Here is a 13,674-nt window from a genome sequence, read left to right on the forward strand (position 1 = left end):
CCATGGAGCAACTCCAGCCCGGTTTGTAAAAAAAAACCAATCTCAATGGCCCGTTCACGGGGGCAAACCGTAACGATATACTGCAACTGCCAGCTTTGGCCTTAGGCCTTTTCCTGCACAGCTGCGTTCCATCGTTCCGCTTCCAGGTGAGTTTCAGGTGTCCTTCGTCTGCGTTGCACCAACCCGCAGCTCTCTAATGACCGGGAATAACCCTACTGTTCCTGTTCATTGCGTTTATCTGTTTACGGTTCAGGAGAACATCTCCTTAAATTTGTAACTAATATACATTCTTCTCAAACCGCTGTCAACTATTTATTTTGCGCTCAGGATTGTACCGACCATGCTTCCAGCGAAAGTCCAGGGTCTGCCTTTGCATCAAAATCAGTACCCTCACCGCGAATCCATTTCAGATGAGCAGCCGCTCCAATCATGGCTGCATTATCCGTACAATACTCCATTGGCGGAATGACCAGCTCGAGCCCTTCCTTCACACAGCGTTCCTGCAGCGCTGTGCGCAAGCCTCGATTGGCTGCGACCCCACCGCAGAGGAGCAGCTGACGCGAGCCGTATTCACGCACGGCACGCACCGCTTTTTCCACCAGAACCTCAACGACCGCTTCCTGAAACCCGCGTGCTACTGCAGAGGGCTCCAACGTTTCACCGCGCATTTTGGCCTGATTCAGTGCATTGAGCACCGCCGATTTCAATCCGCTGAGACTGAAGTCATATGACCCTGCTTCAAGCCACACCCTGGGCAAAGGCACAGCGTGATCCGCTTCGGACGCCATGCGGTCCACGTGCGGTCCACCCGGATAAGGACAGCCGAGGGCACGAGCCACTTTGTCATACGCTTCACCCACAGCATCGTCACGTGTACGGCCAATCAGCTTGAACTTGCCTTCAGACTCCAGATGCACAAGCTCCGTATGCCCGCCCGACACCACAAGAGCCATTGTCGGATATTGCAGTTCACGTACAAGGCGATTGGCATAAATATGACCGGCTATGTGATGTGTGCCGATGAGCGGTTTGCCCAAGGCCATAGCGAGCGTTTTTGCTGCTACAATTCCCACAAGCAGTGCGCCGACCAAGCCGGGGCCTTGTGTAACTGCTATCGCGCTCAGGTCACGAGCACGAATGCCGGACTGTTCAATTGCCTGCTCCAGCATCAGTGTGATGACTTCAACGTGCTTACGCGAAGCCACCTCGGGAACAACTCCGCCAAACGCTTTATGTGTTTCCACCTGACTGGAGATCAGGTTGGACAGCACTTCATGTCCATCCTTGACCACCGCTACCGATGTTTCATCACAGCTGGTTTCCACCGCCAAAATATAGGATGAGGCGGAGCCTTGCTTATCTATAAGATCGTTCATGAATCCAGTACGCTTCCTTCCTCTTCGCCGCTCCGGCTGACAGGCGGCAGTGCCGCCCACATGATCATTGCATCCTCTCCATTATCGGAGTAGTATCCTTTGCGCAGACCTGCCGATTCAAACCCTTTTTTCTGATACAAGTTCTGGGCCACAATATTGGATACTCTGACCTCCAGCGTCATTCGTTCCATGCCGAGGTACGCTGCTGTTTTCATCAACTCGTCCAGCAGCTTCTCGCCCAGCTTGCGACCCTGATATGCTTTTCTCACCGCGATATTGGTAATGTGGGCCTCGTCCATAATCGTCCACATGCCTGCATAACCGATCGCTGTGCCGCCGTGCTCCATGACCATATATTTAGCAAAATGATTATGCTTCAGTTCATTGTGAAAAGCCTCTTCCGTCCAAGGGAGGGTAAATGCCTCATGTTCAATCTCCATCACATCGGGTATGTCTTCCACCGTCATGAGTCTGAACTGAAACAGATCGTCCTGTCCTTCCATCGCTGTGTTGCCCATCCGTTTTCCCTCTCCCTTCAGCCTTTGCGCAGCAGGTTCGCTTCCGCTTCGGACAGCTGGGTGTAGTTCGGCACCAAGGCATGTACGTCGTCACGCTGACCTGCAAGCAGCGCTTCGGCGCCAAGGCGCCCAATCCAGCGGCCCTCCAGCTCATACGGGACGAGCTGGAGCGCCGTTCCAGCAGGGCAGCGCAGCTCTGCCGCTGCTGCATGCGGGCCCGTCTCGCCGACGATCCAGACGGCAGCGGGCCGCTCTTCCGGCGCCGCCTCCGCCAGGCGGGCGGCGAGCTCCTCCAGCCATCCGTCCATTCGGCGGATGGCATCCGGCGCCAGCCGGCGGGGTGCATCGCCGCCGGCGGAGGCGAATAGCGCGGTATAGGCTTGACCGCGCCGCGCATCTACGAGCGGAACGATCCAGTGGACAGGGGCGGCACTGGTGCCGCCCTGGTCCGCGGATGGCGTTCCGCCAGCCCCGGCTGCTGCGGCAGGCTCTGCCGCAGCTTGCGCCTTGGCGGCGAGGCCGCTGTGCCAGCCGCCCCAGGCGAGGGCCTGCAGGCTGGACACCCCGGCGACGGGGATGTCCCATGCCCAGGCCAGCGTCTTCGCCGCGGTCACCGCAATGCGGATGCCCGTGTACGAGCCCGGGCCAATGCCGACGGCGACGCCGCTCAGCTGGCCTGGCTCCGTGCTGCTCGCAGCAAGCAGCTGCTCCATCACGGGTACAACGTGTACCGAGTGATTGCGCTCGGCACGTTCATTGCGCTCCTCCAGCAGCGAGCGTTCCTCCATCACCGCTGCGGCCATCACCGCGGTGGATGTATCCAGCACCAAAAACCGCTGCCGCGGCTTATTTTGCAAATCTTCAGTCACACTTTTTTTCTCAACATCTTCATTCACAATCTTCTTTTCTACATCCTCATTCACGCTCTTCTTTCCTAAACCCTCATTCACGCTCTTCTTTCCCACACCCTCGTTCATCCTATAACTCCATTCTGTCTGAACTGTCGACACAGCGCGGCATATACCTCGCCATACCCATCCAGTGTAATCGTTCGATCCTCCAGCCCCGTTGTCTCAATCTGCACATGAAGGTGCTCCTGTGGCAGCAGCTCGGGAATAATGCTGGACCACTCTACCAGACTAACGCCTGCCCCATAAAAATATTCTTCAAGCCCAAGCTCGTCCGCTTCTTCCAGGGAAATGCGATACACATCCATGTGATACAGCGGTAATCGCCCCTCGTATTCCTTAATTAGCGTGAACGTTGGACTGCTGACGACATCCCTGATGCCCAAATGCCGGGCAAACTTCTGTGAAAATGCTGTTTTACCCGCGCCCAAATCTCCGTCCAGTGCAATCACCATTCCAGGGTGAGCCTGCAATGCAAGTGCGGACGCAAGCGCTTCTGTATCTGCAAGGTTATGCGAGTGGTATACCCACTGCTCATGCGTCTGATTCAATATATGCCCCACCTTTGACGGCTTCCCGCCTGAGTTCACTTTGACCCTTATTATATCGGTCCCTTTCCTCGCCCGCAACATCAAAGGGAACTGCTGGAAACCCTAGACATCATAACCATCTCTTTAGCTTTATCATCAAAAAATCGAAACAAAAGAACCGGCACCACGTCGGTACCGGTTGTTCAAGTAAGGCTGAGTTGGATCAACCCGATGTACGGGCATAGTGATACCCTTTACTAGACCTCTCTCCAGTTAGCAAGTACATTGGTATCAAGCAACTTCGCCCCAAGGGTCACCTATTCCTCCAGACGATCCACCCGTACCGTTTGCGTATTCCCCGGTCTGCTGCCTACCTGCACGGTGGCCATACCGTTGGCTTCATCTACATTTTCGATCCAGACAGGCTCTCCCTCAAGGGTCACCGCAATCGTGTCCTTTGAATCATAAATTGCTTTAGCTCGCTTGGCATCCATCATATTATTCATAGTCTCCTTCCGGGTCTTCATCATGAGTTTCCTGAACCATCGTGTCTGTCGTACTATCGCCAATATAGCCGTTATCCTCCGTGACCTGACCTCCGCCTAAACCCTCATTGACCATTCGATCAATATCGAGCATAAACGATTCCCGGTCCAGCGGCAGCTTCTCCGATGTGACCGCTTCCCAGTTCACAGACGTTGCAGGGGTATAAAATTCCTCCGCACTTTCGGCATCCTCCAGAGGATAAGGAGTAAATGCATGCTTGTGGGCCTCTTCCTCATCTCGCTTGTGCTTCATCATGGCACCTCCCCAGATTGGTTACTGTTATCATCCCCGACTCTTGCAGAACCATACAGGCAACGAGAAGTCCCCACATCACACATCATTGTCATTCTGAACTGAATCTTCTTCTCTAACGAATAACTCGGTACAATCCGCAAACACAGGACTATCCCTTATCTCAACTGACCATACTATGATTAAAAAGAAATTAGAAAGGAGCGTCTTTATGCACACGGTCTGGAAAGGTGCAATCAGTTTCGGTCTCGTTCATGTCCCGGTCAAAATGTTCTCAGCCACCGAAGACAAAGATATCTCCATGCGATATATCCACAAGGTCTGCGGCAGCCCGCTCGCTTACGTTCGCCAGTGCCCCTCCTGCGAGGTTGATGTCCAATGGGAAGAGATTACCAAAGGTTACGAATATGAAAAGGGGAAATTTGTTCTGTTCGAAAAAGAAGAACTGGAAGCATTAAACGAATCCAGCGGCAAAACCATAACCATTCTGGATTTTGTAGATTTAACGGATATTGATCCCATCTATTTTCAGAAAACCTATTATCTCTCTCCCGATCAGGCGGGCGGTAATGCCTATCAACTGCTGATGAACGCCATGCGGGATACAGGAAAAATCGGCATTGCCAAAGTCTCGATTCGTTCCAAAAGCAGCCTTGCGGCCATTCGTGTACTGGAGAACTGTTTGTCGATGGAAACCATTTTCTACCCGGACGAGATTCGCCCGGTATCCCAGGTTCCTAACCTTCCTGAAGTTCAGAATGTTAACGAAAAAGAGCTGACCATGGCCAAGCTGTTAATTGATCAGTTATCTACGCCTTTCGAGCCTGGCAAATACACCGATGATTACCGGGCAAAGCTGTTTGATCTCATTCAGCATAAGGTCGCTGGTGAGGAGATCAAGATTGCACCTGCAAAACCTGAAGCAAACGTCATGGATCTGATGGCTGCCCTTCAAGCCAGTATCGAAGCGGTTAAGCCAATTCCTGCAGACCCTGGCACAGCGACCGCCAAGCCCAAAAAACGTGCTCCGCGCAAAACAGCCACTCAAGCGGCTGCCGGAGGAGAAAACGATGCATCAGCTGCACCCAAACGCAAAAAAGCATCCGCCAAGCCAAAAACATAACCTCTCTTGGAGAGCCAGCTTAGTATACGGATTTTGGTACTGACTTCGGCAATTACTTGGGTTTAGTATGTAACTTTGTCATGCCCCCAGCTATAGTATTTGCTTCAATACGAACCTCGGTACTCGCTTGAGTTTTTGCTTTGGGGTTTACTGTGACTTTGGTATTTAGAAGCTTGCATTACATTAACACCTTGAACACCTTGCGAAGCATCTTGCTTATGCTACAACACTCTGCAGAAACATCTTATTAATGTCACTGCACGCTCATCTACACGCTAACGAATCGCACAAGCCCTAATCCGCCCTTTTTAGAGGATATAGGAATGTAACGATTCCTATAGACGCTATTCGCTGCAATAACAAGAAAAATCATGCAAAATTAGCGCAAAAGGTAAATATAGCGTTCCTCAGAATCGTTACGTTTATAATTGGATTAACTCAGGCCAAATAGCGTATTCTCGATTCGTTAGCGTTTACACCAACTTGTACCTGCTTGAAATACTTATATTCGCTTGCATGTTTCGCAACTTGGAAGAGCTCTCAATACGCGGTGCCCTGTCTCATGACAAGGTGGTCTGCAACATGGGGTGTGCCTTCAAGCTCTGAAGTTCATCTTTGGCCCCTTTCGGCCCCTATCCTGCGTCACTTTCCTTTGACATGCCCGGCACACCGCCGGGAGGTTACTGGCTTAGAGCAATATTCTGCAAAATTTACATCCCTCAGTGTTTTCAGACACACCATACGTTTATCGGCCTTCTAGCTGATAAGCTTTTTTAAGTTTATGATCTGCACCCGATAGTCATCATAAAGTCGTTAATTCTAAGTTACCTTGAAAAATTACGTTGACGAACAAAAGTTTATATTTTATATTAACTTATGAAAAGTAACTTATTTATATTTAGATAGCTAGGTCCGGCTATTTCTTATCTGCTTTTAGGCTCCATTTCTTAGACTCCATAGGTTCCATAACTTTATTTTCGAATCAGTGTGGTTCACCAGTATTGGTGTTTCGACCTTTTCCCTTAGCAGCTCAACCTCGGATTGTATCAATCCAACTCACATTTAAGGAGGAAATTATCATGAGCACCACTTACCAAATTCCAGCAACGACCCATTTGGGTGAAGTCAGTCTGAAAATCAGCAATCTGGATCGTTCCATCCTGTTTTATACCAAGGTTGTCGGTTTAAAATTGCTGACAAGGCAAGATCAGGTCGCTACGCTGACCGCAGACGGCCTCCATTCTCTTTTACGCCTTGAAGAAGTAAGCAACAGCATCACTTTGCCTGAACGCACTCATGCCGGACTGTACCATTTTGCTATTCTCCTGCCTGACCGCAAGTCGCTTGGACTTGCCGTTCGTAATCTCGTAGCATCCGGAATAGACATTGGTCAAGGCGATCATCTGGTGAGTGAAGCCTTTTATATTTCCGACCCTGATCTGAACGGAATTGAAATCTACGCTGACCGACCACGTGACACATGGAGACGTGATGCCGATAATAATTACATCATGGCTACCGATCCGGTGGATGTGCAGAGTCTGTTTGACCTTTCTGCCGATGCAGTCTGGAGCGGTCTGCCTGCTGGCACGGTGATTGGTCATGTTCACTTTCACGTTCGCAGTCTGGAAGAAGCACGCAGCTTTTACTCCGGTATTCTGGGATTTGACATTGTAGGCAACTTCGCCAATATGTCTGCATTATTCGTATCCGCTGGCGGGTACCATCACCACCTCGGGCTGAACATCTGGGCAGGTGTTAATGCTCCAGTTAACCCGGCGAACGCTACCGGCATCGACTATTTTACAATCGTATACACCCATGCCCATGAAGCAGAACAGGCGGCACAGCGTTTAAGTCAATCCGGCATTACGGTTACTCACGATGGTGGGGTATGGTACGCAACCGACCCGCAGAACATCGGCATCCGCCTGATTGCTGAAGCATAAGCTTTAACCTGCCACTTCACACTATATACAGTGCCGAGTACACGTTTTTCTCATGAAAAGCATAGTCAGCAGGCACGTAACAGCCGTATACGCAATCGCCTGCTCGTTACTCACACTGCTTCTCCTCTTACTCTTGGAATATTTCCTGTCCATACAGGTTACATCCAAAAAAGCCTGACCCTCATCTCTCACAAGCTTTAATGCCGAGAATGAGCGGTTCAGGCTTATTTCTATATGGTTGATAAAAACAGAAGTATTGGCACATCCTAACTTAATCCAGACCATGACAGATGAAGGAGATTTAACGAATGATTGAAAAGGGACGTTTGACCGTCAGGCAGCTTGCTTCGCTTATGTTCCTTTGCACAATCGGGGAGCAGATTCTTTTCTTCCCTTCCATGATTACATCCTATGCCAAGCAGGATGCCTGGATCTCCTCCTTAGTAGGCGTAGCAGGAGGAATGGGCGTGCTCCTGATTATGCTGGCTGTCTATAATATGAACCCGCGTCTGAATCTGATCGAACATGTGTTTCGAATTCTGGGACCATGGATTGGTGCAATCGTTAGTGTGTTTTATATTTTTTATTTTCTAATCAGCTCATCAACCTTTATCCGTGAGATGGGCGATTTTATGGGCACAGAAATATTGAAAAATTCGCCGTTATGGGCAATACATCTGACTTTCATCATTGCACTTGCATGGGGGCTGCGTTCAGGACTGCCTAATATCGGCAGAACTGCAGAGATGTTTTTGCCTCTGGTCATTTTATTTCTGATCATTCTAACACTCTGCCTGCTGCCGAAAGCTGAACTTGAGAACATAAAGCCCATTCTTGGACAAGGGCTTCTTAGCCCCTTCCAAGGTTTTATTGCCGTGCTTACATATCCGTACTGTGAATTGTGCATTTTCATGATGCTTTTACCCTACACAGAGCGCAGAACGCATTTAAAAAGAGATTTTCTACTCATGGGTATGATTGGCGGTTTAATGCTAACGCTAACACTAAGTATATGTTTGCTTGTTCTGGGACCCTTTCTGACACAGCATCATTGGTTTACATCCTTTAATCTGTCCCGAATGATTAACATCGGAAATTTCCTGCAGCGGATTGAAGCCTTCATGGCTTCTGTCTGGGTCATCGCTGTTTTTTTCAAAACGGTACTTTTCTTCTATAGCTTTGCACTTGGCCTGGCTCATCTATTTCGATTGTCCAGCTATCGGATTTTGATTCTGCCAAGTTCACTGCTTATATTAACCTTCTCTTTGCTGGTCGCGCCGAATGAAACCTTTTATCTGAAAGTTGTCATTCCGTACTGGATTGACTGGGATTTGACCTGCGGAATTTTCCTTCCGCTGTTGCTGCTGCTGCTCCATTATATGAAACTTCGTCTGCAAAAACAGTAACCCCTCCGCTCACACGTATTAAATTATGATTCGATAAGATGAGGAAAGAACAGAATAGGAAAGGGTAGGAAAGGAGTATTCCATGTTGAAGCCAGTCATTCCGTTCGAACCTGTATCCCGAGACACACTGCCTTCAGGTTCACAGTGGGTTGCCCAGATCAAATGGGATGGTGTGCGTATGCTGGCCTACGAGGATGGACAGGAACTGCGTCTGGTGAATCGCAGGCTGCACGACCGTACCGCTCAATATCCCGAATTGGTGCAACCGCGTAAACTGTGCTCTGCCTCATCTTATATTCTTGACGGCGAGATCATTGCACTAGATCCGAATACAGGGAAGCCCTCCTTTTATCACGTGCTTCGCCGGGATCGCATGAGCAAGCCGGATGCAATTGCACAGGCCGTACATCAGATTCCAATCACCTATATGGTGTTTGATATTCTCTTTTATGAAGGGAAATGGATTACGGATCAAACACTGGCGGCACGTCAGAAGTTACTGCATGAAGTGCTTTGCACAGGCCAACACGTGCAGGAAGTGACGAACTCACCGGATGCAGCCGCCCTGCTCACGGTCATGAGACAACATCAGATGGAGGGCATCGTATGCAAGGACCTCACCAGCACCTATGGAATTCATGGAAAAGATACACGCTGGCAGAAGGTCAAAATTATGCATGATCTCTATGCCATGATTGGAGGCGTCACTTATCGCAGCGGAATTGTCAATGCCGTGGCTGTTGGTGTATATGACGGCCCTCATTTTATCTATATTGGTCATGTTGGAACAGGCAAGCTGAGCGCCGCCAGTTGGCGCGAGCTTACAGCACAGATTCAGCCGCTCATTACGAATGACAAGCCGTTCTATAACACGCCTGAACGCAGTGCAGAGACAACCTGGATCAGACCTCGGCTTGGCCTCAAGGTGCAGTACATGGAGCTGACTCATCATCATACACTGCGTCATCCCAGCATTCAGACCTTCGCCGAGGTAACGCCTGAAGATTGTCCGATCAGCCAGCTCGAACATTGAGCTATCGGGTGGAGTTCCCCCATCATATCTGTCCTTTGCACGTTCACTTTGTACAATCATCATCGTTCGATAAACTGGAGGTGTTTCTATGCCACAGAAAGTTACTGGCTCCATTGTTATTGAGGGAGTGGAGCTCACCGTCACCAATCCGGACAAGCTGTTATGGCCGGAAGCAGGTGTCACCAAAGCCATCTATCTGCAAAAGCTGGCTGCACTGGCTCCGTATCTGCTGACATATACGCGAGATCGTTTGCTAACAACCATCCGCTATCCTCATGGCGCCGGAGGAACGTTCTTTTATCAGAAGAACGCACCGGAGCCCATTCCCGATTTTGTACACACACATGAGCATGAAGGCATCCGCTACATCATCATGAATGAACTCCCTTCGTTGCTCTGGCTAGGAAATCTGGCAGCCCTTGAATTCCACCCTTCACTGCATGCCATCAACAGCACGCTTCCGTGTGAATGGATGATTGATCTGGACCCATCCATGGAGCATGAGCCACGAATCATGCAGGCCGCGTTAATTGTAGGCGAAACATTATCCTCGCTCGGACTGCAATCTGTCCCGAAAACGTCCGGCGCCACAGGCGTTCAGATCATTGTGCCTATAACCCCAGGTGTGACATTTGATGAATTGAGGCAGATCGGTTATTTTGTCGGTCAATATGTTACGCAGAAGCATCCGAAATTGTTTACACTGGAACGGCTGAAAAAGGACCGGGGGGATCGCATCTATTTTGATTATCTCCAGCATTATGGCGGCAAAACGCTCGCGGCACCCTACACACCTCGCGCCAAGCCAGGCGGAACCGTCTCCACACCCCTGACCTGGGATGAGGTACGTCGTGATGTATCCATTCAGGATTATCATCTGATGAATATCATCGAACGTCTGAACCAAGTTGGCGATCTGGTTGCAGCCGTTCCTCCGCAGCGGGTTGAGCTGATCCTGAAACATCTGAAGAAAAAATAGCCGATACCCTGTCATTCAGGATATCGGCTATTTGTATGCCACATGAATAATGATGACTACGCAAGAATCGCTAGTGAATACCTTTTTTCTTGAAACGTCCGCCCTTCACATCGTGAATGTTACCAATAGCGACAAAGGCCTGCGGGTCCCAATCCTCAACGATGGACTTCAGCTTCGCCTCTTCCAGACGAGTAATGACAACAAAAATAATTTTCTTCTCATCTCCGCTGAAACCACCCTCTCCGTCCAGGTACGTTACCCCCCGTCCCAGACGATCCGTCAATGCCGAACCAATATCACGATACTTCTCACTGATAATCCAGACAGACTTCGATTGATCCAGACCCTCATTCACGATATCAATCATCTTCATCGCGATGTAATAGGCTATCATGGAATACAAGGCATTTGGCCAGCCGAATACAAATCCGGCCCCGGCAAAGATAAATACGTTAATGATCAGCACAATCTGTCCGACGGACAGCGGTGACTTCTCACTGAACAGAATCGCCACAATCTCCGTACCGTCAAGTGAACCTCCGGAACGAATCACAAGACCTACCCCTACACCCAGAATCAATCCGCCAAATACAGCCCCAAGAAGCGGTTCGCCCGGTGTAAGCGCCGGTACACTATGGAGTAAAGAGGTTCCGATGGACATTACAACGATCCCGAGTAATGTGGATAAGGCAAAGGTCTTGCCAATCTGCTTGTAACCCAGAATCAGGAACGGCAGATTGAGTAAAGTCAGAAATATCCCCAGCGGCAGATGCGTAAGCTCTGACACCATAATCGAGATGCCCGTGATGCCGCCATCGATAACGCCGTTTGGCACGAGGAACACTTCAAGCGATACAGCCATGAGCACAGCACCAATCAGGATCATAACAATACGCTGCAGAAACTTCAGCGTGAACACCGAGCTTTTGACGCCGCGGTCAGCTTGCTTGGCCGTTAATTCTTTCACCGTTACATTGGACATGGTATCCCCCCGTAAAATCAGAATGTGAATCCATTTTATATATCCATTAAATGACTCCACGGGGAAGCTCCATGTAGAAAACGAGCATGAATTCATTCTGCATGTACTCTGACCCAACAGCCAAACTGGGCATCTAAAGGCGATATAAAATAGATTCAAGATGTACTTCTTGCCGGATCACACTTCCAAAAGAGAGCAAAAGGGAGCCTGTTTCCCGCAGACTCCCCTCCTTCGCCAAGACATGATTTATATAACTATTATATCATAAAAGATCAAACTAGAGCAAAATAGTTAGCAAAAAGAAGATAAATTCGCAAAAAGTGAATTTATCTTCAGAAATTTGCCCTAAATCGGCTAAAGAAGCGGAGAAAGCATGCGAGAAAGCATTTCAGCCCCTTTTTGCCAGCGTGAGCGATGTTGAAATTGCTGTGTATCAATCTGACTGCACACCTCGAGATCACGTTCAAAATCCGCAAGCAGACGATGGATGGAAGAACGTTCGAACAATACAGCCGTTAGTTCAAAGTTATAGAAAAAGCTGCGCATATCCATGTTCGCTGTGCCTACCGTTGCCAGCAGCTCATCCACAATCATCACTTTGGCATGAACAAAGCCTTTCCTGTACTGATAGAACTTCACTCCGGCTCGCAGCAGCTCTTCAAGATAGGAAAGTGATGCCAGGTGCACCAGCTTTGAATCCGATTGGTATGGAATGATAATTCGCACATCAACTCCGCTGACCGCAGCGGTTTTGAGAGCCTCGTACAGAGCCGGATCAGGGATAAAGTACGGCGTAGTAATGTAGATTCGTTCACAAGCAACCGATATCGCTCCAAAACACATCTCCTGAATTGCATCCCAATCCTGGTCAGGTCCGCTCCCGAGAATCTGGATACGTTCATCTCCACTGCATATATGCGGCGGGAATAATTCCCCGAGCTGCGGCTCCATAATACGTTTGCCCGAGGCCAGCTTCCAGTCATTCAGAAACGTACTCTGCAGAAAATAAACCGCATCCCCCTCGATCTGCACATGGGTATCCCGCCAGAAGCCCACCTCCGGGTATTGTCCCAGATAGTCATCCCCCACGTTAATCCCGCCAACAAAACCCACCTTGCCATCCACTACGACAATTTTACGGTGGTTGCGGTAATTGACCCGGCGATCAATCGTTGCAATCAGCGGCGGCAGGAAAAAATGAAACTCCACGCCTGCGTCATGGAGCTTGCGGATAAAACTCCAGCTCATCTTGTGACTCCCTAGCCCGTCGCAGATGAACCGTACCTTAACTCCCTCCTTCGCTTTGCGGATCATCAACTCTTGAAACCGGGTACCAATGACATCATCGCGAAAAATGTAAAACTCGACATGCAGATGATGCTTAGCCTTCTCCATCTCCCTTAACATGGCTGCGAATGCCTCTTCGCCATTCGTAAGCACTTTACTCCGATTACAGCCCGTAATGGGACTCTCGGACAGATGGGACAGCAAATTAAACAGCCGCTGCTGGTGGTTGTAACGGTCTCCAGGCATATGGGCAATATCATCGACAATGCGTGCTTGCTTCCAGATGGTTTCACGCATCTCCCGAAAGATCCGCGAGCCGCCCTTGCGAAGCTTTTTTCGTTTGCTGTAATCCTGAGCTACAAAATAATACACGACGAATCCAATCAAAGGTACGCAAAACAATATAAACAACCAGGCCACGGCTTTAGCCGGGTTGCGAAATTCCAGCAAAAGAATGGTGGCAGCCTGAAAAATAAACACAAGTAAAATAATGACCAGCCAAAACATGCGGCTCCCCCTCTATGTCATACTCTGTGAAACTGTGCCTTTTCACCATAAAACGTAATATTTCAGCCCGCATAGCTATACACTTCGTTATAATCATGCCGCGCTCTCACTTAACCAGCTTTGACGATATTTCACACAGCTAATCATAGATACCCAATGAAGGTCATATTCGTAACGGATGATTAGATAAAATTTTACATACCCACCCTTCTCATTCCGTGAATTAGCAATAAAACCTTGTGAATGCGCTGTTTTATCTGTTTCACCTTTCCAGACTC

At 49.3% G+C, this 13,674-nt stretch carries 13 protein-coding genes; 5 read left to right on the plus strand and 8 right to left on the minus strand.

Translation table 11 applies throughout. The features are described from left to right. Positions 1-323: 323 nt before the first annotated feature. The 6 genes from tsaD to IEW26_RS13190 form a co-directional block, all read right to left on the minus strand. The gene (gene tsaD, locus IEW26_RS13165; RefSeq protein WP_188592735.1) at positions 324-1,376 is read right to left on the minus strand and encodes a tRNA (adenosine(37)-N6)-threonylcarbamoyltransferase complex transferase subunit TsaD; all 1,053 of its coding nucleotides are present in this window, start codon (positions 1,374-1,376) and stop codon (positions 324-326) included. Beyond that, positions 1,373-1,894: a ribosomal protein S18-alanine N-acetyltransferase gene (rimI, locus tag IEW26_RS13170; RefSeq protein ID WP_229729840.1), complete on the minus strand. Its 522-nt coding sequence runs from the start codon at positions 1,892-1,894 to the stop codon at positions 1,373-1,375. Before rimI ends, tsaD begins: the two co-directional genes overlap by 4 nt. 17 nt (positions 1,895-1,911) lie before the next feature. Then, complete coding sequence (gene tsaB / locus IEW26_RS13175) at positions 1,912-2,763, minus strand: tRNA (adenosine(37)-N6)-threonylcarbamoyltransferase complex dimerization subunit type 1 TsaB (protein ID WP_188592900.1); 852 nt, start codon at positions 2,761-2,763, stop codon at positions 1,912-1,914. Positions 2,764-2,867: 104 nt separating this feature from the next. Next, positions 2,868-3,353, minus strand: coding sequence for a tRNA (adenosine(37)-N6)-threonylcarbamoyltransferase complex ATPase subunit type 1 TsaE (gene tsaE, locus IEW26_RS13180; protein WP_188592736.1), 486 nt, complete (start codon positions 3,351-3,353; stop codon positions 2,868-2,870). Between the two features lie 296 nt (positions 3,354-3,649). Further along, positions 3,650-3,826 carry an H-type small acid-soluble spore protein gene (locus IEW26_RS13185; RefSeq protein ID WP_111270532.1) on the minus strand — a complete coding sequence of 59 codons (177 nt, stop codon included), beginning with the start codon at positions 3,824-3,826 and terminating at the stop codon, positions 3,650-3,652. 4 nt (positions 3,827-3,830) lie between these two features. Beyond that, on the minus strand, positions 3,831-4,130 hold the full coding sequence (locus IEW26_RS13190) for a hypothetical protein (protein WP_229729841.1): 300 nt from the start codon (positions 4,128-4,130) through the stop codon (positions 3,831-3,833). 211 nt (positions 4,131-4,341) lie between these two features. Between IEW26_RS13190 and ku the strand changes: the two genes are divergently transcribed. The 5 genes from ku to ligD all read left to right on the plus strand — a co-directional run bounded on the left by ku (position 4,342) and on the right by ligD (position 10,620). After that, positions 4,342-5,253, plus strand: a complete 912-nt coding sequence (gene ku / locus IEW26_RS13195) for a non-homologous end joining protein Ku (RefSeq protein WP_145403440.1) — start codon at positions 4,342-4,344, stop codon at positions 5,251-5,253. 1,079 nt (positions 5,254-6,332) lie between these two features. Continuing rightward, positions 6,333-7,202 (plus strand): VOC family protein, encoded by an 870-nt coding sequence (locus IEW26_RS13200; protein ID WP_188592737.1) that lies wholly within the window; start codon positions 6,333-6,335, stop codon positions 7,200-7,202. Between the two features lie 308 nt (positions 7,203-7,510). Next, complete coding sequence (locus IEW26_RS13205) at positions 7,511-8,608, plus strand: GerAB/ArcD/ProY family transporter (RefSeq protein ID WP_188592738.1); 1,098 nt, start codon at positions 7,511-7,513, stop codon at positions 8,606-8,608. An 82-nt stretch (positions 8,609-8,690) separates the two neighbouring features. Then, complete coding sequence (locus IEW26_RS13210) at positions 8,691-9,641, plus strand: ATP-dependent DNA ligase (RefSeq protein ID WP_188592739.1); 951 nt, start codon at positions 8,691-8,693, stop codon at positions 9,639-9,641. Positions 9,642-9,729: 88 nt separating this feature from the next. Then, complete coding sequence (gene ligD / locus IEW26_RS13215; protein ID WP_188592740.1) at positions 9,730-10,620, plus strand: non-homologous end-joining DNA ligase; 891 nt, start codon at positions 9,730-9,732, stop codon at positions 10,618-10,620. 70 nt (positions 10,621-10,690) lie between these two features. Here ligD and IEW26_RS13220 read toward each other — a convergent pair whose 3' ends face one another. Continuing rightward, positions 10,691-11,602 (minus strand): YitT family protein, encoded by a 912-nt coding sequence (locus IEW26_RS13220; protein WP_145403445.1) that lies wholly within the window; start codon positions 11,600-11,602, stop codon positions 10,691-10,693. Between the two features lie 354 nt (positions 11,603-11,956). Next, positions 11,957-13,396 (minus strand): cardiolipin synthase, encoded by a 1,440-nt coding sequence (gene cls, locus IEW26_RS13225; protein ID WP_188592741.1) that lies wholly within the window; start codon positions 13,394-13,396, stop codon positions 11,957-11,959. Positions 13,397-13,674: the final 278 nt, after the last annotated feature.

The sequence above is a fragment of the Paenibacillus silvae genome (genome assembly GCF_014639235.1).
Classification (GTDB): domain Bacteria; phylum Bacillota; class Bacilli; order Paenibacillales; family Paenibacillaceae; genus Paenibacillus; species Paenibacillus silvae.

Bases quoted from the DNA above. Each gene is read 5' to 3' on its own strand.
- rimI (WP_229729840.1), bottom strand. From the start codon at position 1,894: ATGGGCAACACAGCGATGGAAGGACAGGACGATCTGTTTCAGTTCAGA.
- IEW26_RS13200 (WP_188592737.1), top strand. From the start codon at position 6,333: ATGAGCACCACTTACCAAATTCCAGCAACGACCCATTTGGGTGAAGTC.
- IEW26_RS13205 (WP_188592738.1), top strand. From the start codon at position 7,511: ATGATTGAAAAGGGACGTTTGACCGTCAGGCAGCTTGCTTCGCTTATG.
- IEW26_RS13220 (WP_145403445.1), bottom strand. From the start codon at position 11,602: ATGTCCAATGTAACGGTGAAAGAATTAACGGCCAAGCAAGCTGACCGC.
- IEW26_RS13210 (WP_188592739.1), top strand. From the start codon at position 8,691: ATGTTGAAGCCAGTCATTCCGTTCGAACCTGTATCCCGAGACACACTG.
- cls (WP_188592741.1), bottom strand. From the start codon at position 13,396: ATGTTTTGGCTGGTCATTATTTTACTTGTGTTTATTTTTCAGGCTGCC.
- ku (WP_145403440.1), top strand. From the start codon at position 4,342: ATGCACACGGTCTGGAAAGGTGCAATCAGTTTCGGTCTCGTTCATGTC.
- tsaD (WP_188592735.1), bottom strand. From the start codon at position 1,376: ATGAACGATCTTATAGATAAGCAAGGCTCCGCCTCATCCTATATTTTG.
- IEW26_RS13185 (WP_111270532.1), bottom strand. From the start codon at position 3,826: ATGGATGCCAAGCGAGCTAAAGCAATTTATGATTCAAAGGACACGATT.
- IEW26_RS13190 (WP_229729841.1), bottom strand. From the start codon at position 4,130: ATGAAGCACAAGCGAGATGAGGAAGAGGCCCACAAGCATGCATTTACT.
- ligD (WP_188592740.1), top strand. From the start codon at position 9,730: ATGCCACAGAAAGTTACTGGCTCCATTGTTATTGAGGGAGTGGAGCTC.